The sequence below is a fragment of the Luoshenia tenuis genome (genome assembly GCF_014384745.1).
GTDB lineage: Bacteria > Bacillota > Clostridia > Christensenellales.
In genome coordinates this window covers 166,800-187,809 of the sequence record NZ_JACRSO010000003.1, presented here as the reverse complement: position 1 = coordinate 187,809, position 21,010 = coordinate 166,800, and the positions used below count along the sequence as shown (strand labels likewise).

Sequence of the window (21,010 nt, the reverse complement as noted above, 5' to 3'; positions counted from 1 at the left end):
CTTTATGATTCATCATTCGCAACAGGAACGTTACCGCGCCCCCACGGGCGCGGTCGTTTTTAACACAAAAATACGCCTGCGCCTGGTGGTGGAAGCCAGCCTTTGGCCCACGGCCGTATACCTGCGCTATCAGCCCTGCGGCGGCGAAATCCACAAGTTGGCAATGGGCTGCCGGGACCGCTCCCTCTCCCAGCTGGTGTTTGAGCTTCAGTTTGACGCCGGCACGCAGGAGGGCCCCCTGTTCTATGATTTTGAGATCCAGCGCCAGCAGGGCGACCTGTATTATGGCAACGCGGCCGACGGGCTGGGGGGCGAGGGGCTTGTGCGCGAACAAAGCGAAGGGCCCCGCTTTCAGATCACCGTTTACCGGCCGGATTACCAGGTGCCCGCCTGGCTGCAGGGCGCGGTGATGTACCAGATCTTTCCCGACCGGTTCGCCCGCTCCGGCCCTCTGCCGGAAAAGCTGCCCGCGCGGTTCCATCATGATTGGTACGAAGTGCCGGATCATACCCCTACCCTAGGCCGGGCGGAATACATCCCAGACGATTATTACGGCGGCAATCTGCGCGGCATTCAGGAAAAGCTGCCCTACCTTAAAAGCCTGGGCGTGGAGGTGCTGTATTTAAACCCCATCTTTGAATCGGACAGCAACCACCGCTATAATACCGGGGATTACGAGAAAATCGATCCGCTGCTGGGTACCCGCGAGGATTTTAAGGCGCTTTGCACCGCGGCCCGTGCCTGCGGCATCTCTATCCTGCTGGACGGGGTCTTTTCCCACACCGGTTCTGATAGCCGCTATTTTAATAAAGAAGGGCGCTACCCTACCCTGGGCGCGTATCAGTCGCCGGAGTCGCCCTACTACAGTTGGTATCACTTTATGGATTATCCCGACCAGTACGATTGCTGGTGGGGGTTTAAGACGCTGCCCTGCGTGAAGGAGCTGGACCCCGGCTTTCAGGATTATATCCTGGGCAGCCCACAGGGCGTGGTGCGCCAGTACCTGCGCGACGGCGCGCGCGGCTGGCGGCTGGATGTGGCGGACGAACTGCCCAGCGCTTTTTTAGAGCGTCTGCGCCAGGCCGTAAGGGATGAGGACCCGCAGGCTGCCGTTTTAGGCGAGGTCTGGGAGGATGCCACCAACAAACAGAGCTATGGCGAGCAGCGCCGTTATTTCGGCGGCAGCCAGCTGGACAGCGTGATGAACTATCCCCTTCGCGAGGTGTTGCTGGGCTTTTTGACCGGCGCGCTCACCGCCGGTAGCTGCATGCGGCACATTCTCAGCCTGCAGGAGAATTACCCGGTCCCGGCCTTTTACGCGCTGATGAACCTGATGAGCAGCCATGACGTGCCCCGCGCACTGACCGTGCTGTGCGGCGCGCCGCAGGCGGATACCCTCACCCGGGAGCAGCAGGCCGCCGTATCTTATGAGGGAGAAGCGCTGCAGCGCGGCAAACAAAAGCTGCTGCTGCTGGCCAGCGCGATTTATGCCCTGCCGGGCGCGCCCTGTATCTATTACGGCGACGAGGCCGGCATGCAGGGCATGCGCGACCCGTTTAACCGTGCCGCCTATCCCTGGGGGCGGGAGGATGGCGCGCTGGTGGAAGCCTTCAGGGCGCTGGGCGCGCTGCGCCGGCGCTTTTCCGCGCTGCGCACGGGCTACCTGGTGGTGACCGCCCCCAGCGATGGGTTGCTGTGCATCTGGCGCTATTCAAAGGACGGCATGGGCGCGCTGGGCGCGCCGCTGGAGGGGGCAGCCCTTTGCATCGTCAACCGCGATCCCGATGAGGTCTGCTGTACATTATCGCTGCCGGATGGTCTAAGCGCCTATCCGCTCTGGACAGATGCGCTGACCGGTGAAGCTGCAGCGCTCCAGGAGGGAAAACTGGAATTAAAGCTTTCAGGTTTTACGGCTCGCCTGCTTACCGCAAAATAATTGACGGATATCCTGCAATTTGCTATGCTTTAGATATGGTTAACTGTTATATACCATTATTTAGGGGAGGCATCTATTACTATGCAGGCACTGAAAAACTACATTGCGGGCCAATGGGTGGAGTCCGCAAGCGCACTGAAAGACGTTTACAATCCTTCCAACGGCGAATTGATTGGCCAGGTCCCGCTCTCGCCCCAAAGCGAGATGGACGCCGCCATCGACGCCGCGCAGGAAGCCTTTTGTTCCTGGCGCTTAACGCCGGTGAGCGTGCGCGTTTCCTATCTGTTTAAGTTCTATCAACTGTTGCAGGAGGACCTGCCGGAGATCTCCCGGCTGATCTCCATCGAGGGCGGCAAAAACAAGGCCGATTCGGATGCGGAGATCAAGCGGATGATGCAAAATGTGGAATGCGCCTGCGGCGCGCCTATGCTGCTGGCCGGCGAAAAGCTGATGGATATCGCCTCGGGCGGCATGGATGGCGAAGTCATCCGCCAGCCGCTGGGGGTATTTGGCATCATTGCGCCGTTCAACTTCCCGGGGATGGTGCCCTTCTGGTTTATGCCCTACGCGCTGGCCGCGGGCGATACGCTGGTCATCAAACCCTCGGAGCAGGTACCGCTGACCATGCAGCGCATCTTTACCCTGATCGACAAACTGGGGCTGCCTGCGGGCGTCATCAATATGGTCAATGGCGATAAGGACACTGCCGCGCCGCTGTTGGAGAATCCCAAAGTCAAGGGCGTATCCTTTGTGGGCAACACGGCTACCGCCAAGAAGATCGCCATGGCCTGCGCGGCGAACAACAAGCGCTTCCAGGCGCTGGGCAGCGCCAAGAACCACACCATCGTCATGCCGGATGCGGACCTGGACCGGGTCGTCAAAGCCCTGCTGACCAGCTGCTTTGGCTGCGCCGGGCAGCGCTGCATGGCCACCAGCCTGGTGGTCGCCATGCCGGAAGTGTACGACGAGCTGGTGGCCAAATTCGTCGAGGCGGCCAAGGGCGTCGTCGCGGGCGACGCGCTATCTCCGGATACCGATATGGGCCCGGTGATCAGCGCCGCGGCGAAAGAGCGCATTTTGGGCCTGATCGAAAAGGGCATTGCCGACGGGGCCGAACTGCTGCTGGATGGGCGCAATCTCCAGCTACCCGCGCCGCTTGATAAGGGGCACTTTGTGGGCGCCACCATCTTTGGCAACGTCACAAAGGATATGGCCATCTATCAAGAGGAGATTTTCGGGCCCGTGGTGGGTGTGATGAAGGCCGCCAACCTGGACGAGGCGCTGGCGCTGATTCGGGACTGCCGCTTTGGCAACGGCGCTTCCATCTTCACGCAGAATGGATACTGGGCGCGCCAGTTCCAGCAAAACGCCTCGGCCGGCATGCTGGGCATCAACGTGGGCATCCCCGCGCCGGTGGCCTATTTCCCCTTCGGCGGCGAAAAGGAGTCCATCTATGGCGACGTCAAGGCCCAGGGCCGCGATGTGTTCGATTTTATGACCCAGCGCAAGGTCGTCACCACCCGCTTCTTTGCGGAAGACTAATGGACTAAGGAATTGGAAAGGCCTCCGGCTGACGCCGGAGGCCTTTTTTGCTGCTCATTTGCACAGCAATCCCAGATATGCTTCATCCTTTTAAGTTAAGCTGTCCTTTTAGGCACCACACCGCCATCCCTCCGGCGATGCAGGCTCGCCATTGCCATCCGGGCGATGGGCTGAGCGATGCAGGCCTCTACTCCAAAGGATATAGCAAAATTACGCGGCCATTTGTAAAAGAACATCCGTATTGGCTCCAATGAGATCTGGCGGCTGCCGATCCAGCTACCAATCACCGTTAAAAAAACCGACATCAACAGGACCGAGCACAGAGCATTTACTACCATATGGGCGGAAAAGCTATCACCCGGTTTAACAATCTTTCCCGTCAACCATTCAGCCGGCTTATATGTCAATAATACCAATGCCACCACGCAAATCCATATTAAAGGCAAAGCCTTCAACACATCCGCCCATATTTCCAGCGAGAATTCAAGCTCTAAACAGGTGATTAGCGGGGCAATGATATTGACCGACAGGATCGAAATAATCGCCATAAACAGTGCGAATTCCTTTTTGTTCCGGGGGAGCTTTGTGCGAAAATCCATTCCATAGCCTCTCTTTCTTGATTTATAGCGCAATAAAAGAAAAAGCGCGGGATCATTTGATCCCGCGCTGAACCATTATACGCGCTTTAATACCTCATTATTATAACAATCCATCGCCGTTTTTTCAAGTAAAGCCCATGCAGGCTCTCCTCACTTTTTGCACCACGGATGCTGCTCTTGCTCCCGCGGATCGGCGCAGCGCGCCGCGCAGGCCGCACAATCTCTACCGCAGCAGCCCTTTTTGCGCCGCCGGATGATCGCCAGGATCGCCAGTCCCAGCGCCGCCGCCAGCAACACGATGAGTAAGATCTCCGGTAAATTCATAACCGCTCCTTACACAAACAGCGAGCCTACCTGGAATACGATGAAAGAGACGATCCATGCCACCAGCGTTTGGTAGCCCATCGCCGCCAGCGCTCCCTTAGTCGAACCGATCTCCCGCCTGGTAGCTGCCAGCGCCGCCACGCAGGGCATGTAAAGCAGCGTGAACGCCAGGAAAGACGCCGCCGTCAGCGGCGTAAACAGCCCGCCCAGCGCCCCCAGCAGCGCGGTATCCGAGGCGCCGGCCCCTGTTAAGATGCTTAGCGTGCTCACCACGGTTTCTTTTGCCGTAAGGCCCGTGATCAGCGCCGTAGACATGCGCCAGTCCCCAAAGCCCAGGGGGATAAAGATGGGCGCGATCAACCGGCCGATGGAGGCCATGATGCTGTCCGCATTATCGCTGACCATATCAAAGGACCAGTTAAAGGTCTGCAGGAACCAGATCACCACGCTGGCTACGAAGATGATGGTAAAGGCCCGGTGGATGAAGTCCTTGGCCTTATCCCACATATGCAGCAGTACGCTTTTAGGCGTGGGCAAACGGTAGGCCGGCAGCTCCATTACAAAGGGCACCGGCTCCCCCTTAAAGGCTGTGCGCTTCAAGATCAGTGCCGATAGCACCGCCACCGCCATACCCAATACGTAGAGCGCAATCATCACCAGCGCCTTATGCTGCGGGAAAAAGGCGGCCGTAAATACCGCATAAATGGGCAGTTTCGCGCTGCAGGACATAAAGGGCGTCAGTATAATCGTCATCTTGCGGTCCCGCTCGCTGGAAAGGGTGCGCGTGGCCATGATCGCCGGCACGCTGCAACCAAAACCGATAAGCATGGGCACAAACGAGCGCCCGGAAAGCCCCAGCTTGCGCAGCAGCCGATCCATCACAAAGGCGACGCGCGCCATATAGCCGCTATCCTCCAACATGGAGAGAAAGAAAAACAGCAGCAATATAATGGGTAAAAAGGACAGAATACTGCCGATGCCCTGGAACGCCCCGTCGATGATCAGCGAGTGCAGCCAGGGGCTGACGTTCCATTGGGTCAGGCTGAAATCCACCATATAGGTAATGGCGCCGATCCCCTCGTCCAGCAGATCGCTCAAAAACGTCCCTATAGGGCCAAAGGTCAGGTAGAAAATCAGCATCATGATCCCTAAAAAGATCGGCAGCGCAAACACCTTATGGGTCAGCACATTGTCGATCTTATGGGAGCGCTGCTGCGCTACCGATTCGCCCTGCTTTTTCACCGCCTTGGCGCATAGCTTTTCGATAAAGGAATAGCGCATGTCCGCCAGGGCTGCCTCCCGGTCCGTCCCCAGCTGATCTTCCATCTGTTTTACGATGTGCTCGACAATATCCAGTTCGCTCTCGCTCAGCCCCAGCGCGCGCTGCATGGGCTGGTCGTTCTCCACCAGCTTGGTGGCCGCAAACCGTACCGAATAGGGGGTCTTTTTCACCTTGCTCTCGATCAGGTGGGCGATGGCGTGCAGCGCCTCATGCACTGCGCCGCTGCAAAAATCGATGCGCGGCGGCGCCTTTTTTTCCTTGGCTACGGCGATGGCCCGCTGGGTCAGTTCGCTTACGCCCTCATTTTTACTGGCCGTGATGGGGACTACCGGCACCTCCAGCTCCCGCTCCAGGGCTTGGATATCGATGCTACCGCCGTTGGCACGCACCTCGTCCATCATGTTCAAGGCGATGATCATCGGCAGCCCCAGCTCCATCAGCTGCAAGGTCAAGTACAGGTTACGCTCGATGTTCGTTGCGTCTACGATGTTGATAATCGCGTCCGGCTTGGCGTCAAACAAAAAATCCCGGCTGACCAGCTCCTCAGACGTATAGGGGGAGAGCGAGTAGATGCCCGGCAGGTCTACCACCCAGGCGTCCTTCTGGCGCTTGATCTGCCCTTCCTTTTTCTCCACCGTCACACCGGGGAAATTGCCCACGTGCTGGTTGCTGTCGGTCAGCTGGTTATAAAGCGTGGTTTTACCGCAGTTTTGGTTGCCGATAAGCGCAAAGGTCAGCTTCATACCTTCCCTCCCACCGGCCGCACCGCGGCCTTGGCCACGCGTTCGCCCTCGTCCAGCGGCTGCACGTCGATCTTGTCCGCATCGTCCAGGCGCAGCGTCAGCTCGTAACCCCGCACGGTCAGCTCAATCGGGTCGCCCATCGGCGCCACCTTGCGGATGATCACCCGCGTTCTGGGCGTCAGCCCCATATCCAGCAGCCTGCGGCGCAGCGCGCCGCTGCCGCCGACCTGCACGATCCTGGATGGCACGCCGATCTTCATTTCGCTTAATTTCATTTTCCCCACTACCCCACTAGGATGCGGCCTGCCGGCCATACCGGCATCGCATCGAGTTAATGTATCCTAACACATCCTCCGCCCATCATGATGCCACAACCCCACTGGATTGTCAATATTCCCCGGCCATGCATCGCGTATGGATTATGATCTACTCAATATATATCCCGGCATCCAGTCCGCTAGAACCGGTCGCATAATACAAAAGGGAAGGGGACCGAAAACGTCCTCTTCCCTTTCAATACGCGTGTGCAAAGGCATTAACCCTGTTTTTTAAAGTGCCCGCGCGATGCGCCGCACAGCGGGCAGGTAAAGTCTGCCAGCGTTTGAGAGAAATCCCCCTCAAAGGTGTAACCGCACCGGTCGCACACATATTTCCCCGGCCCCTGCTCGGGCTGCGATACTTCCTCGGACTGAGCCTGATAGGTGGGTGCGTTCTTCGGCGCCCGCCCTTTGACCACCTCGTGATAATAGCGGTAGGTCATCGGCACGCCGTCCGCGCCCTTAAACGCATCCTGCACCCGGGCCAGCACCACGACGTGGGTCTCCATCTCCATCGTGGAGATCACCTTGCAGGTGATAAACCCGCAAGTGCCCTCCTTCAGGATCGGCAGGCCATCCGCCGTCAACGCATAGTCAAGATTCTGGAATTTATCCTGATCCCTGCCGGAAGCAAAACCCAGTGCGCCTATGGCCTCCGGCCGCGCCTGTTCGGTAAGGATCGAAACGCTAAAGGCGCCCGTACGCATCATCACATCATAAGTATAGTTCTGCTTGTTGACGTTTAAGGCGATCACCGGGTTTTCCGCCGTGACCTGCGTAACGGTATTGACGATACAGCCGCAGGGCCTTCCGTTATCCGATACGCCTATGGCATACATGCCATAGGAAAGCTGCCATAAAACCGCGCTGTCCATCGTCATTCCTTCGGCTTAGTAGTTCTCAGCCTTGATTTCGAAATAAGCCTTGGGATGCGCGCATACCGGGCATACCTCGGGCGCCTTGGGGCCTACATGGATGTGGCCGCAGTTGGCGCACTTCCAATACTGCACGCCGTCGCGCTCAAACACCTTGCCCGCCTCAACGTTGGCCAGCAGCGTATTGTAGCGCTCCTCATGCTCTTTCTCGATCTTGGCGACCATCTCAAAGAGCGCAGCGATCTTGTCAAAGCCCTCTTCCTTGGCTTCTTTGGCAAAGCCGGCATACATCTCGGTCCACTCATAGTTCTCGCCGGCGGCGGCATCTTTCAGGTTGTCGGCCGTCTGGGGCATCCCATCGTGCAGCAGCTTGAACCAGATCTTGGCATGCTCTTTCTCATTGTTAGCGGTCTCCTCAAAGATCGCGGCGATCTGGTTGTAGCCGTCCTTCTTAGCCTGGGAGGCATAGTAGGTATACTTATTGCGGGCCTGGGATTCGCCGGCAAAAGCCGCCATCAAGTTCGCTTCGGTTTTAGATCCTTTTAAATTGCTCATCGTAGTCTCTCCTTTTTCTCGATTGTATAATCTTTATTTGTTCACCGCCGCGCCCCAGGGCTTGGCAGGGAATATCGCTTTTAGCCCAATGCCACGTCCATCATCATCATAATGGCAAACCCGGCAATGCACCCCATCGTAGCCAAGTGCGTACTCTGGTGGTCGCCCGACTGTGCCTCCGGGATCAGCTCTTCCACCACCACATAGATCATAGCCCCGGCGGCAAATGCCAGCGCATAGGGCAGGATCGCCTGCATACTGCTGACCAGTGCTGCGCCGATCACGCCGGCGATGGGTTCAACAATTCCCGACGCCTGGCCGTAGAAAAAGCTCTTGCTTCGGGAAAGGCCCTCCCGCCGCAGCGGAATGGATACCGCCGCGCCCTCAGGGAAGTTTTGAAGGCCGATACCGATCGCTACCGCCATCGCGCTTAGCACGGTTACCTCGCTCATCCCGTTTGCCGCAGCGCCAAAGGCTACGCCCACCGCCAGGCCCTCAGGGATATTATGTAAAGTAATCGAAAATACCAGCAAAATGCTGCGCCGCAGCTTGGAAGGCAACCCTTCAGCCTGGCTCTGGCCGCCCTCAGGGCCTATGTGGATATGCGGCAGCAGGTGATCCGCCGCCAGCAGGAAAAGCGCCCCGCCGATAAAGCCAATCGCGGCAATCATCCAAGCCGGTATCGCCCGGCCCTGCGCCATCTCCAGCGCCGGGGCCAACAAAGACCAGAAGCTGGCCGCTACCATCACGCCCGCCGCAAAGCCCAGCATCGCGTTAAACACATGCGGGCGTATCTTTTTAAAGAAAAATACCATAGAGGCGCCCGCCGCTGTCAACAGCCACGTGCCCGTGGTCGCCGCCAGGGCTAAAAGGACCGGATTATCCATCGCCTTCGCCTCCAAGTCATTTTTTAATCGCTACCCGTGCGCTTGGCCTCCTGGCACTGTGGGCAGGTGCCCATAAATACGATATCGTGGCTTTCCATCTCGTATTCCGTCATCTTTGCCACCGTCTCATCCAGCTGCTCCAGATAGGGCAGGTCGATGTCCTTGAAGGCGCCGCAGACCGTACACTTTATATGATAATGATCCGAGCAGGTCTGGTCGAACCGGTCTGCCGCATCCGGTACGGCGATGCGCCGCAGTTTGCTCTCTTCTGCCAGGATATTGAGGTTGCGGTAGACCGTGGCCCGGCTGATATCCGGATAGATGGCCTTGACCTTATCATACACCTCGTCTGCCGTGGGGTGCATGCCATGGTCAATCACCGCTTGCAGTACCAATTGCCGTTGAATCGTATTCCTTTTCTTCATAGTCTCCACTACCGTTCTTCAAGTAAAATTTAATCTTTATTGATATTATATATCAAATTAGAGGAAAGTCAATAGCTTTTGGACAAATTTTCCACGGCAAGCAAAATGTTCTACTGGTTTAGTATCGCTTTTTTATGTCCCAATATACCTGCCTATTGCCCCGCCGCCATTATTTTTAAATTTTCGTCGTTCTCAAGGCCGCTGGAGCGCAAGACCTCTCCTCCAGTCAGCACAAACAGCGCCTCTACACCCGGCTGCGACTCGATGATCGCCATCCCCTTTTCCGGCCCGGCCACAAAGCAGGCTGTCGACAGTGCATCGCCCTCAATCGACTGGCTAGAAAATATCGTGACAGAAGCCAGGCCGTTTTGGACAGGGTAACCTGTTTTGGGGTCTAAAATATGATGATAGCGCTGCCCATCTACCTCAAAATACCGCTCATAGCTTCCGGAGGTCACCCAGGATAGATCCGTAGCGGTGTAGGTAGCCATCAGCGTGCCCCGTTCGCCCGCCGGATCCTGTATGCCAATGGTAAAGGGACGCCCATCAGCCAGGCCGCCAAAGGCCAGCACATTGCCCCCCAGGTCGATAATGGCGTGGCGCACGCCGCGGTCCTTTAAAAATTCCGCCACCCGGTCAGCCACATAGCCTTTGGCGATGCCGCCCAGGTCGATCTGCGCGCCGCCGTTTAAGCGTACCTCATTGCCATCGCGCATTTCGATCTTATGATAATCGACCTTCGTCAAAGCCTCCTCAATGGCCTCCTTGCCCGGCACCCGGGGCTGCTCCGCCTTAAAATTCCACAGCTGGGTAAGCGGCGCGGTGGTAATATCAAAACAGCCTGCGCTCAATTCAGAATAAGCGGTCGCCCTTTCCAGCAGCGCATAGGTCTGTTCATCCACCTTCACCCACTCGCCCTGCGCGGCGTTGAGATTAAATACATCACTGCCGGGTTCGGTTCGGCTCAAAAGCGCATCATACCGCTGGCACAGGGCCAGCGCCTCGTCCAGCACGGCCGTATCCACGTCGCCATAGGCCGTTAGGGTAATCACCGTATCAAAAGCAAAATCCGTTTTGGAGACGGATTGTTTTTGCCCCGTGCAACCGGATAAGACGGCCAGCAGCAGGCACAGCACCAGACTCATAGACCTCTGCTTCAATTTAACCGCTCCCTTCAGGATCTCTTTGTATGAAAAGACGGCGCATGGGTGAACATGCGCCGCTTTGCAGCTCTAGCTATTTGCTGGCTTTGCCGCTCATCTTAACCAGCAGCCAGGTGAGCAGGAAGATGGCGAGCACCACCACAAAAATAGCGCCCATTCCCTGGCCCATCAACATCAAAGGCACCTGTAAATTCATATGCAATCCCTCCTACAGTAACCCGGGCAGCAGCGCCAAGATCACGCCGCCCGCTACGACCGATGCGATCTGTCCGGACACGTTCGCGCCAACCGCATGCATCAGCAGGTGATTTTGCGGGTTGGCCTCCAGCCCCAGCTTCTGCACCACCCGCGCGGACATCGGGAAGGCCGAGATGCCTGCCGCGCCCACCATGGGGTTGATCTTATTTTTGGAGAACAGGTTGATGATCTTGGCAAACAGCACGCCCGCAACCGTGTCGAATACGAACGCCAGCAGCCCCAGGCCCATGATCATCAGCGTCTGCACGTTGACAAAGTTTTCCGCCTTCATGCTCGCGGCGATGGTGATGCCCAGCACCAGCGTGATGAGGTTGGCCAGCTCCTTTTGCGCGGTTTCCGACAGCGAGCGCAGCACGCCGCACTCGCGGATCAGGTTACCGAACATCAGGAAGCCCACCAGCGATACGCTGGCCGGCGCTACCAATCCAGCCACCAGCGTTACCACGATGGGGAACAGGATGCGCGCCAGCTTGGATACCTTCATGGGATTATACGGCATGGCGATGGCCCGCTCTTTTTTCGTCGTCACCAGCTTGATGGCAAAGGGCTGGATAATGGGTACCAGCGCCATATAGGAATAGGCCGCCACCGCGATAGCCCCGATATATTTGCTGTTTAACACCTGGGATACCAGAATGGACGTGGGGCCGTCCGCCGCGCCGATAATACCGATGGAGGCCGCGTCCCTTAGATCAAAGCCCAGCATGCAGGCCAGTAAAATAGTCAAAAAGATACCGAACTGCGCCGCCGCACCGAAGAACAACAGCTTGGGATTTGAAAGCAGCGGACCAAAGTCGATCATCGCGCCGATGCCGATAAACAGCAGCAGCGGCAGCGCCTCGGCCGCATGGATGCCCACTTCAAACATCCAGTCCAAAATACCGGTAACCTCGCCGATGCCCGCCATCTGCTGGGTCAGCGCGCCGGAAAACGGAAGGTTGACCAGGATCGCGCCAAAGCCCATGGGCAGCAGCAGCGCCGGCTCCATCTCCTTCATGATCGCCAGATAGATCAGCAATGCGCCGATCACCCACATCAGCGCCTGTTGCCAGGTTATCGCCATGATGCCATCGAGTAGAAATGACATGGGATTCCACCTCTCTAAACCTTTTTATTTATATTCAAGCCGGGCAAAGCCCGGTCGAAACCGCCATACCCTGTCCCGCGCCAGGCCGCAGCGCGCACGCTTTCCTTATTATGCTGGCCTGCCCGCACTTTCATGCGGGGCGCGATATACCCCGACAGAGGTGGACAAGACCTTCAACAAAAAAGGCGCGGCTTATGAGTCAAAATCAACTCATAAGTCTCGCCTTTTAAAGTTAAACCAGGGTAGATCTGACGCATCCGCCCATGCTTGTTGGCTTAACTACATATCGCTATGCAGACTACTCCCCTATTTCAGATAAAATTGTCTTTACTTATCTTACACGAATTCCCACCATTTGGCAACCGCCCAAAGCGGTAAAAACTTCTAAAGTTGGCGCGCCGTATTTTTTGCCGGGCTTGGACCATAATAGCATCAGAGGTGATTATATTGTTAGGTGTGATTATGAGCATCATCGCCGGCGCGGCCATGAGCGTACAGGGCGTCATGAACACGCGGTTGAGCGAAAAAGTCGGGCTATACGGCTCTAACGCCTTTGTGCAGGGCACGGCGTTTGTGCTATCGGTCATCGCCATGCTGGTGATGGGCGAGCATCACAATTTAAAAGGATTATTCGACGTTAACAAACTATACCTGTTAGGCGGTGTGTTAGGTCTGGTCATCACCGTCACGGTGATGATCGGCATTAAAGACCTGAGCCCGACCATCGCCATCTCCACGATCCTGATCTCTCAGCTGCTGGTAGCCGCGCTGATCGACGCCTTCGGCCTGCTGGGCGCCGAAAAAGTGGCCTTTGACTGGACCAAATACCTGGGCCTGGCGATGATGATCGGAGGCGTTCTGGTATTCAAATGCAAGTCCTAATCCAGCGGCCGCCCTTCTAAACGCTTGTCTTTAGCGCGCGGGCTACGGTATAATAGCCTTAAAGAAGGTGACGCTATGAAAATTTCGACCAAGGGCCGCTATGCCCTGCGAATGATGCTGGACCTGGCGCTGCACAACGACGGCAGCAATATCTCGCTGCGCAGCATCGCCTCCCGTCAGCAAATTTCCGATAAATATCTCGAGCAAATCATCACCATGCTGGTCCGGGCCGGCTTTGTACGCAGCACCCGCGGCCCGCAGGGCGGCTACCGGCTATCTGCCGACCCCAAGACCTATACAGTGGGGTCTATCCTGCGCCTGACCGAAGGAAGCCTGGCGCCGGTGGCCTGCCTGGAGGGGCTGGATAACCCTTGCGCCCGCCGCGACCAGTGCGCGACCCTGGAGGTATGGAAGCAGCTGGACGAGGCGATCTCCAGCGTAATCGACCGGATCACCCTGGCGGATTTGATGCAGATACAGCTGCAAAAAGACGCGCAATCCGTACTCTAGCGCGCACGATAACAAAGGGCTAGCCTGACGCGCGCCGCATCGCAGCGGCGCGTTTTTCATATCCTGTTAAAATACGCAAGACAATAGGCGCATCTGGTGTTATACTATAGATAAATCGGCCAGCTTGCTTGCCGAAAGAAATTTGGATTAAGGTGATGAATATGAAAATCGCAGTCGTAAATGAAACCAGCGCGGGCCATCGCAATCCCGATGTCATGAAAGCTTTGGAGACCGCATTGGCGGGCCAGGGGCATACGATCATCAACGCCGGCATGAAACAGCAGGGCGGGGATCCGGAGCTGAGCTATATCGAGACCGGCTTTTTGGCGGCGCTGCTGCTCAACACCGGCCGGGCGGACTTTATCGTGGGCAGCTGCGGCACGGGCCAGGGCTTTGTCAACGTGGCGCTGCAATATCCGGGTGTGTTTTGCGGCCTGATCACCGAGCCGACGGATGCGTTCCTCTTTGCGCGCATCAACGGCGGCAACTGTATCTCCCTGCCGCTGAACAAGGGCTACGGCTGGGCTGGAGACGTCAACCTGCAGTTCATCTTTGAAAAACTGTTTACCGCGGGCAGCGGTGCGGGCTATCCCGAATCCCGCGTAGAGGCGCAGGCCAAGAGCCGTGAGCTGCTCAAGGAGATGAGCGCGCAGACGCACCTGCCCTTTAAAGATATCTTGAACAGCATGGATCAGGGCGTGCTCGCCCGTACGCTGACCTTCCCGGGCGTGTGGGAGATCTTGGATGTGGATACCTTGGAGGATGCGCAGCTCAAGGCCATCCTTACCGAAAAATATAATAACGCCAAGGCGTAAACGGTTTGCGAAAAAGGCCGGCCTCTAAAAGGGCCGGTCTTTTTTTGATCCATTGACGCGAAGTTAACCCGCCCTTTATAATAAAGGCGTTATCCTTTAAAATGGAGGCGATTACCTTGCGGCAAAAGACCTACCGCGATACCCTGCACGCCTGCTATTGGGGCTATATCACCCAGGCGATCATCAACAACCTGGCCCCGCTGCTGTTTGTGATCTTTCAAACCCGCTTTGCCATCTCGCTGACGCTGATCGGCCAGCTGATCCTGCTGAATTTCGGCGTACAGCTTCTGACCGATCTTTTCGCCATCAAATTCGTGGATAAGGTGGGTTACCGGTTTGCGGTGGTGCTGGCCCAGGCGTGCAGCGCGCTGGGGTTGATCCTTTTGGCCGTGCTGCCCAATCTGCTGCCCTCGCCTTATGCCGGATTGATGCTGGCCGTGGTGATCTACGCCTTTGGCGGCGGATTGATCGAGGTATTGATCAGTCCCATCGTCAACGCCCTGCCCGGGGACGCCAAAGCCCCCGCCATGAGCCTGCTGCACTCTTTTTACTGCTGGGGTCAGGTGGCCGTGGTGCTGATCAGCACGCTGGCGTTGCACTTTATGGGGGATGGGATGTGGCCGCTTTTGCCCCTGCTCTGGGCGCTGATCCCGCTGTATAATCTGTTCTTATTTTTGCGCGTTCCGCTGGCGCCCATGGTTTCAGCGGAGGAAAAAACGCCGCTGCGCCGCCTGTTTACCAGCCGCATCTTTGTGATCGCCATGCTGCTAATGCTGTGCGCGGGCGCTTCGGAGCTGGCTATGTCCCAGTGGTCCTCCCTGTTTGCAGAGAAGGGGCTGGGCGTGCCCAAGGTGATGGGGGACCTGTTGGGGCCCTGCCTGTTTGCCATATTAATGGGGCTGGGCCGGGTATTTTATGGCATTTGGGGCCATAAGCTGCGCCTGCGGCGCGTATTGATGTGCAGCGCACTGCTGTGCGTGGCCTGTTATCTGGTCACCGTATTTTCGCCCTGGCCCGTGCTTTCCCTGCTCTCCTGCGCGCTTTGCGGGCTCTCCATCAGCCTGATGTGGCCGGGGATGCTCAGCCTCACGGCAGAGCGCTATCCCGCCGGGGGTACCGCCATGTTCGGCGTGCTGGCGCTGATGGGCGATTTGGGGTGTGCCCTTGGGCCATGGCTGGCCGGGCTGATCTCCGATACGGCGCAGGCCGCGCCAAGGCTGATGGCGCTGGGGCAAACCCTGGGGGTGGCGGGCGAACAGTTGGGGCTGAAATGCGGCCTGTTTGCCGCTGCGATATTCCCTTTGCTGATGTTGGGCGGGTTGGCGCTGATGCGCGTAAAGCGCCGCACCTGAAGGTCACCGGCGCCAGGCAGTTTTCTCTTGGCCGGCCTTACTTGCAAAATGATAAAGTTCGCGCTTATTCAAATAAAGGGCAGGTGAAATACCATCACCTGCCCTTATTCATCTATTTATCGGCCTACCACTCGACCTTTTCCACGTCCAGAGGGTACGAGTTTACCTCCACCCGGTCCACTTTGCCGCTCTTAATGCGGATCACTTTATCGCCAATAGCGGTCAACGCCAGGTTATGGGTGATGATCACCACCGTCATCCCCGTAGCGCGGCAGGTATCCTGCAAAAGTTTGAGAATAGCCTTGCCCGTGGCGTAATCCAGCGCGCCAGTGGGTTCATCGCATAGCAGCAGCTTGGGGTTCTTTGCCAGAGCCCGAGCGATGGCCACACGCTGCTGCTCCCCGCCGGATAGCTGGGAGGGAAAGTTATCCTTGCGCTCCGCCAGCCCCACATTCTGGATCACTTCGTCCAGATCCAACGGCTGCCGGCTGACCTGGGTGGCCAGCTCCACGTTCTCCCGGGCCGTGAGGTTTTGCACCAGGTTATAAAATTGGAAGACAAAGCCTACATCATAACGCCGGTAGGTGATCAGCTCCTTGCGGTTAAAGGCACTGATCTGCGCGCCATCCACCGTGACCGTGCCGCTGGTCGCACTGTCCATCCCGCCCAGTATATTCAAAATGGTGCTCTTGCCCGCGCCGCTGGCCCCGGCAATGATCACGAACTCGCCCTTGGCAATGCTGAAATTGACGCCGGAGAGCGCCTCCAGCGCCACCTCGCCCATTTGGTAGACCTTTTTAACATCCTTAAAAACGATAAAATCTTGCATGTTTATTCTCCTTTGTAACCCTACCTTTATTCTAACAGATGGATAGAAACGGAACAACCGCCGGTTTGCCGCATGTAAATTTCGGATTCACCGTTTATTTACAAATTCGAAACAACCGATTCATCGCCGCCTTTTATGATGATAACGTCAAAATGAAAGGAGTGGTGCAGATGGCCGCCAGCCCCAATGTATTCCGCCGCGCGGAAAAAAAATACCTGCTTAATCCTCAGCAATACCAGGCGCTGATGCAGCGAATTACCCCGGAGTTGGAGGCGGACGCTTATGGGGCGTATACCATCTGCAACATTTATTTCGATACCGCGCATGACGAGCTGATCCGCCGGTCGATCGACAAGCCGCCCTATAAGGAAAAACTGCGGCTGCGCAGCTATGGCACGCCAAAGGAAACGGATACCGTTTTTTTAGAGCTTAAGAAAAAATGGAAGGGTATCGTCTACAAGCGCCGTGCCTGTATGCCGCTATCTCAGGCCCGCGCCCTGCTGGCTGGCGAGCGGCCTGAAGCGCCCAACCAGATCCTGCGGGAGATCCTCTACTTCTTGGATTTTTACCACCCTGTGCCCAGGCTCTTTCTCGCTTATGACCGGTTGGCCTACCACGGCCGCGAAGACCAGAGCCTGCGGCTGACGGTGGATACCCACATCCGCAGCCGGCGACAAAAGCTGGACTTAGCTCTGGGCAGCCAGGGGCGGCCCTTGCTGGAGCAGGAGGCCTACCTGCTGGAGATCAAAACCCCCACGGCCCTGCCGCTGTGGCTGACCCAGGCACTAAACGCGCTTAAGATCTATCCCGTATCCTTTTCAAAATACGGCAATGTTTATAAAAGCGAAAAGTTCGCTTTACAAAAGGAGTGTTTGAACCATGTTCTCAAGTATTCTGACGGCCAGTACGGAGACCCTGTCCATAACCAATGCGCTGATCTGCACCGGGGCGGCGCTGGTCTGCGGGTTGATCATCGCCCTGGTCTATATGATCCACAGCACCTACACTAAAAGCTTTGTCATCTCGCTGGTTTTGCTGCCTGCCCTGATCGGCGTCATCATCATGATGGTCAACGGCAACTTGGGCACCAGTGTAGCGGTGCTTGGCGCCTTTAGCCTGGTGCGGTTCCGCTCGGTTCCCGGCAGCTCCAAGGAGATCACCAGCATCGTATTCGCTATGGCCGTGGGCCTGGCCACCGGTATGGGTTACGTTACCTTTGCGGGGCTGATCACCGTGCTGGTCAGCGTAGTGCTGTTTCTTCTTTCCCGCACGCCTTTTGGCGAGACCCGCAGCGCGCGGGAGCTGCGCGTGCTGATTCCCGAAGACCTGGATTATACTGCGGTATTTGAGGATATCTTTGCCCAGTATACCCGCACACACCAGCTGCATAAGATCAAAACCACCAACCTTGGCAGTATGTTTGACCTGTACTATCATATTACGCTCAAGGATCCGGCACAGGAAAAAGCGCTGATCGATGCGCTGCGCTGCCGCAACGGCAACCTGACCATCGTATGCAACCATTCTGGTAGCAGCCGCGAAGAGCTTTAACCCCTCCCCACAGAAAGGAGGCCCACCGTGAGCCGAAAGAATAAAGTTATTTATACCTGTATTGCATTGCTGTTGAGTTCTGCACTGCTGCCCGGATGCGCCAGCGGACAAAATACCCAAACAGCTGCTCCCTCCGCATCCGCCGCGCAGCAGAGCGCTTCCGGCACCGAACAGGGCGCAGTATCCGTTACCCAGCCCCAGGTGACCTTTGATGCGGATGACAGCTATACCGCCTGGGATGAGGGCAACGCCACCGCCATCGCATTTTCCGGCACAGCCGCATCGGTTTCCGGGGCGGGGGCCAGCGTCAGCGGTAATTGCGTCACCATCACCTCCCCCGGCACCTATGTGCTGACCGGCACGCTGGCCGAGGGGCAGCTGATCGTAGACGCCGGAAAGGACGATGTGGTGCGCTTGATCCTCAACGGCGTAAGCATGCACTGCTCCACCTCCTCGCCCCTTTATGCCAAGCAGGCCGGCAAGACCGTGGTCAGCCTGGCGCCCGGTACGGAGAATACCTTAAGCGACGGGAGCGATTACGTCTTCCCTGATGCAGAAAGCGACGAGCCCAACGCCACCCTGTTTTGTAAAGACGACCTGACCATAAACGGCACGGGCAGCTTGACCGTCGAAGCCCAGTATAACAACGGCATCGCCAGCAAAGATACGCTCAAGATCATGGAAGGACAGATCACCATCGACGCGGCGGATGATGCCATATTGGGGCGGGATCTGCTGGTGGTTCAGGACGGAACGGTTACCCTGCGCGCGCAGGACGACGGGCTGAAATCCACCAACGATACGGACGCCGCCAAAGGTTCCATCGTGATTCTTGGCGGAACGCTGGATATTGCCGCCCAGGGCGACGGCATCCAGGCGTACGCGGGCTTGTTCATCAGCGGGGGTGATCTGCGCATCGTCACCGCCGGGGGCAGCGCCAACGCGGCGGCGCACACAGATGGCAATGAGATGGTACGCGGCGGCGGCTTCCCCAGCGCGGAGCAAACCGCGCAGGAGGATGAGACCAGCGCCAAGGGCCTTAAAGCCGGTGGCCTGCTTTCCATCACCGATGGCACGTTTGACCTTGATACGCTGGACGACGCGCTGCACAGCAATGGCGCCCTTACGGTATCCGGCGGCACGTTTAACCTGGCTACGGGGGATGACGCCCTGCACGCCGATGGGGCGCTGTCCGTTTCCGGCGGCACGCTGGATATATCCGCCTGTTACGAGGGGCTAGAGGGCACGAGCATTGATATTTCCGGCGGTGAGATCGCCCTTGTCGCCAGCGATGACGGGATCAACGCCAGCGATGGGAGCGAGACGGCAAGCCAAGGCATGGCGGCGCCCGGTTCCGGCGGAAACAGCAACTGCACCATCACCATCAGCGGCGGCACGATCTACGTGGATGCCTCCGGCGACGGGTTGGATTCCAATGGGTCCATCACAATGAGCGGCGGTACCCTGCTGATCAGCGGACCGGTGAACGACGGCAACGGCGCGCTGGATTTTGACGGCAGCTTTGAAGTCACCGGCGGGCTCCTCATCGCCGCAGGCAGCGCCGGCATGGTGCAAACGCCCACACAGCAGGACAGCCAAAACATTCTCTCCATGACCTGCACGGCCCAGCAGGCGGCCGGTACGCCGATCGTTCTGACGGATAAAGAGGGCAATACGCTGGCATCCTTTACGCCCGGAAAAGCCTTCCGCAACGTCATCCTTTCCCTGCCCAGCCTGGCAGCGGACAGCGAATATGCGCTTACCTGCGGCGATAATACGGTCAGCTTTACCGCCGCCGAGGGCATCACCTATCTCAATGAAAGCGGGGTGACCACCGGCGGCATGGGCGGCAATATGGGCGGAACCGGCAATGGGCGCATGCCGGGCGGCGATGGGCAAATGCCCCGCGGGGGCAACGGCGCGCCGCGAAACTAAAGTCATTCGGAAAGACGGGCAGGGGATAATCCCCTGCCCGTCCTTGCTTTATTGTGTGCCGCAATGTTTAATTGCCATCCCAGTGTACCGCTGGAATCACGGCTGTCCATCCTCCCAATCCTCCCCCGCCAGAGAGCCAAAGCCCGCTCCGCATTGGATCTGCACCTTCGGTATAGGGATCTGAACGTCATTTTGCTGTTTATCCGCGTACACGGCGCTATGGGCAATAGGCTTTAGCCCTTCTCCCCCGCCGGTATGCCGCAGTAAAAAGTGCAGCGTAGCGCCCTGCGCCCCGTCTACGCCCAGCGCGTCGATATCCCATCTTAAGGTCCGCTGCCCGATCCTGCGTGCGCGCCCTTTGCTGGCCTTGGGCGTCCCGACGATGTGAAACGCTCTGCCAAACCGCTCCTGGAGCACGAGATCTGTCGCCCCCGCGCAGGTAAGGCTATGCGTTAGATTCTTCCAGGCCGTCCGAGCGCTCTTATGCGGCAAAAACACGTGCGCCCCTTCGGGCCCGCTGGCCCAGGCGTTCAACGCCCGGGTATTTACCTCGTTACGGGCAGAAACGCCTACGCAATAGATTTCTACGCCCATCTCTCTGAGTTTGTCGGCGGCCTTGGCGGACGGCCCGCCCGCCGTATGCACGCCGTCTGTCCATACGATCAACACTTTACGGCTTGCGGATTGCATATTAAAAAGCGCCCGCGCCTTGATAAACGCGTCCGCGTGATTAGCCTTTCCGCCTACGCGCAGCTTATTCAATCTGCATCGCAGTCCTACCGCTGCGGTGATGGGCCAAACCTCAATATAAGCTTCGTCGCTAAAGCTGATCAGCCCCATCCGGTTTCCTGCGCCGATATGATCTGCCCGGCCGCCATGGGTTTGTGCAGCTACCAAACGGATCAGCCGCCCGGCCATCTCTTTGATCTCGCCCAGCGCCTCGCCGCCCATGCCGTCTGACGTGTTGACCGCCAAAACGATATCGCAGGGTTTTTCCAGCAAGCTCGGCGCCGCGGCCAAGGTCAGCTGGACGGAAAAAATTTCGTCACAGCCAATATAACTTTTACTAACGTTTTGATTGATCAATGTCAATCCCATAAAAACACCCCTTTGCATGTGAGATATACGAATCCTATATATCTT

Annotated in this window: 22 protein-coding genes; 9 read left to right on the top strand and 13 right to left on the bottom strand. The window is 57.5% G+C overall.

What is annotated here, in order from left to right:
• Positions 1 to 4 precede the first annotated feature (4 nt).
• Together H8699_RS08220 and H8699_RS08215 are read left to right on the top strand one after the other, a co-directional pair.
• Positions 5 to 1,936 (top strand): glycoside hydrolase family 13 protein, encoded by a 1,932-nt coding sequence (locus H8699_RS08220; protein WP_249285258.1) that lies wholly within the window; start codon positions 5 to 7, stop codon positions 1,934 to 1,936.
• Between the two features lie 81 nt (positions 1,937 to 2,017).
• On the top strand, positions 2,018 to 3,478 hold the full coding sequence (locus H8699_RS08215) for a CoA-acylating methylmalonate-semialdehyde dehydrogenase (RefSeq protein WP_249285257.1): 1,461 nt from the start codon (positions 2,018 to 2,020) through the stop codon (positions 3,476 to 3,478).
• A gap of 95 nt (positions 3,479 to 3,573) precedes the next feature.
• Here the strand turns inward: H8699_RS08215 and H8699_RS08210 are convergent, their stop codons facing one another.
• From H8699_RS08210 to H8699_RS08165, 11 genes are all read right to left on the bottom strand, one after another.
• Entirely contained in the window at positions 3,574 to 4,077 is a 504-nt protein-coding gene (locus H8699_RS08210; protein WP_249285256.1) for a hypothetical protein, read from the bottom strand.
• Positions 4,078 to 4,227: 150 nt separating this feature from the next.
• Complete coding sequence (locus tag H8699_RS08205) at positions 4,228 to 4,401, bottom strand: FeoB-associated Cys-rich membrane protein (protein WP_249285255.1); 174 nt, start codon at positions 4,399 to 4,401, stop codon at positions 4,228 to 4,230.
• 9 nt (positions 4,402 to 4,410) lie between these two features.
• Positions 4,411 to 6,426 (bottom strand): ferrous iron transport protein B, encoded by a 2,016-nt coding sequence (feoB, locus tag H8699_RS08200; RefSeq protein WP_330605212.1) that lies wholly within the window; start codon positions 6,424 to 6,426, stop codon positions 4,411 to 4,413.
• A complete protein-coding gene (locus H8699_RS08195; protein WP_147517333.1) occupies positions 6,423 to 6,701 on the bottom strand; it encodes a FeoA family protein in 279 nt (92 codons plus the stop codon). Before H8699_RS08195 ends, feoB begins: the two co-directional genes overlap by 4 nt.
• Positions 6,702 to 6,961: 260 nt before the next feature.
• Positions 6,962 to 7,618 carry a flavin reductase family protein gene (locus H8699_RS08190; RefSeq protein WP_249285254.1) on the bottom strand — a complete coding sequence of 219 codons (657 nt, stop codon included), beginning with the start codon at positions 7,616 to 7,618 and terminating at the stop codon, positions 6,962 to 6,964.
• A gap of 15 nt (positions 7,619 to 7,633) precedes the next feature.
• Positions 7,634 to 8,173: a rubrerythrin gene (gene rbr, locus H8699_RS08185; protein ID WP_138294645.1), complete on the bottom strand. Its 540-nt coding sequence runs from the start codon at positions 8,171 to 8,173 to the stop codon at positions 7,634 to 7,636.
• Between the two features lie 80 nt (positions 8,174 to 8,253).
• Positions 8,254 to 9,060, bottom strand: a complete 807-nt coding sequence (locus H8699_RS08180; RefSeq protein WP_249285253.1) for a ZIP family metal transporter — start codon at positions 9,058 to 9,060, stop codon at positions 8,254 to 8,256.
• A 23-nt stretch (positions 9,061 to 9,083) separates the two neighbouring features.
• Entirely contained in the window at positions 9,084 to 9,485 is a 402-nt protein-coding gene (locus tag H8699_RS08175; RefSeq protein ID WP_249285252.1) for a Fur family transcriptional regulator, read from the bottom strand.
• A 152-nt stretch (positions 9,486 to 9,637) separates the two neighbouring features.
• Positions 9,638 to 10,645 (bottom strand): FAD:protein FMN transferase, encoded by a 1,008-nt coding sequence (locus tag H8699_RS08170; RefSeq protein ID WP_249285251.1) that lies wholly within the window; start codon positions 10,643 to 10,645, stop codon positions 9,638 to 9,640.
• A 76-nt stretch (positions 10,646 to 10,721) separates the two neighbouring features.
• Positions 10,722 to 10,844: a hypothetical protein gene (locus H8699_RS12460; protein WP_279230265.1), complete on the bottom strand. Its 123-nt coding sequence runs from the start codon at positions 10,842 to 10,844 to the stop codon at positions 10,722 to 10,724.
• 12 nt (positions 10,845 to 10,856) lie between these two features.
• Entirely contained in the window at positions 10,857 to 11,993 is a 1,137-nt protein-coding gene (locus H8699_RS08165) for a sodium ion-translocating decarboxylase subunit beta (protein ID WP_138294649.1), read from the bottom strand.
• Between the two features lie 447 nt (positions 11,994 to 12,440).
• Here H8699_RS08165 and H8699_RS08160 point away from each other — a divergent pair, with 447 nt between their 5' ends.
• The 4 genes from H8699_RS08160 (at position 12,441) to H8699_RS08145 (ending at position 15,552) form a co-directional block, all read left to right on the top strand.
• Positions 12,441 to 12,875 carry a DMT family transporter gene (locus tag H8699_RS08160; protein WP_138294650.1) on the top strand — a complete coding sequence of 145 codons (435 nt, stop codon included), beginning with the start codon at positions 12,441 to 12,443 and terminating at the stop codon, positions 12,873 to 12,875.
• 75 nt (positions 12,876 to 12,950) lie between these two features.
• A complete protein-coding gene (locus tag H8699_RS08155; RefSeq protein WP_249285250.1) occupies positions 12,951 to 13,385 on the top strand; it encodes an RrF2 family transcriptional regulator in 435 nt (144 codons plus the stop codon).
• A gap of 161 nt (positions 13,386 to 13,546) precedes the next feature.
• On the top strand, positions 13,547 to 14,200 hold the full coding sequence (locus tag H8699_RS08150) for an RpiB/LacA/LacB family sugar-phosphate isomerase (protein WP_249285249.1): 654 nt from the start codon (positions 13,547 to 13,549) through the stop codon (positions 14,198 to 14,200).
• A 101-nt stretch (positions 14,201 to 14,301) separates the two neighbouring features.
• Entirely contained in the window at positions 14,302 to 15,552 is a 1,251-nt protein-coding gene (locus H8699_RS08145; RefSeq protein ID WP_249285248.1) for an MFS transporter, read from the top strand.
• A 124-nt stretch (positions 15,553 to 15,676) separates the two neighbouring features.
• Here the strand turns inward: H8699_RS08145 and H8699_RS08140 are convergent, their stop codons facing one another.
• The gene (locus tag H8699_RS08140) at positions 15,677 to 16,381 is read right to left on the bottom strand and encodes an ABC transporter ATP-binding protein (RefSeq protein ID WP_249285247.1); all 705 of its coding nucleotides are present in this window, start codon (positions 16,379 to 16,381) and stop codon (positions 15,677 to 15,679) included.
• Positions 16,382 to 16,533: 152 nt separating this feature from the next.
• Between H8699_RS08140 and H8699_RS08135 the strand changes: the two genes are divergently transcribed.
• From H8699_RS08135 to H8699_RS08125, 3 genes are read left to right on the top strand one after another with little or no spacing between them, the layout of a single operon-like run.
• Complete coding sequence (locus H8699_RS08135; RefSeq protein ID WP_249285246.1) at positions 16,534 to 17,391, top strand: polyphosphate polymerase domain-containing protein; 858 nt, start codon at positions 16,534 to 16,536, stop codon at positions 17,389 to 17,391.
• Positions 17,273 to 17,932: a DUF4956 domain-containing protein gene (locus H8699_RS08130; RefSeq protein ID WP_249285464.1), complete on the top strand. Its 660-nt coding sequence runs from the start codon at positions 17,273 to 17,275 to the stop codon at positions 17,930 to 17,932. Before H8699_RS08135 ends, H8699_RS08130 begins: the two co-directional genes overlap by 119 nt.
• A gap of 27 nt (positions 17,933 to 17,959) precedes the next feature.
• Entirely contained in the window at positions 17,960 to 19,867 is a 1,908-nt protein-coding gene (locus H8699_RS08125; protein WP_249285245.1) for a carbohydrate-binding domain-containing protein, read from the top strand.
• Positions 19,868 to 19,963: 96 nt separating this feature from the next.
• Here H8699_RS08125 and H8699_RS08120 read toward each other — a convergent pair whose 3' ends face one another.
• Positions 19,964 to 20,965: a vWA domain-containing protein gene (locus H8699_RS08120; protein ID WP_249285244.1), complete on the bottom strand. Its 1,002-nt coding sequence runs from the start codon at positions 20,963 to 20,965 to the stop codon at positions 19,964 to 19,966.
• Between the last annotated feature and the right edge of the window lie 45 nt (positions 20,966 to 21,010).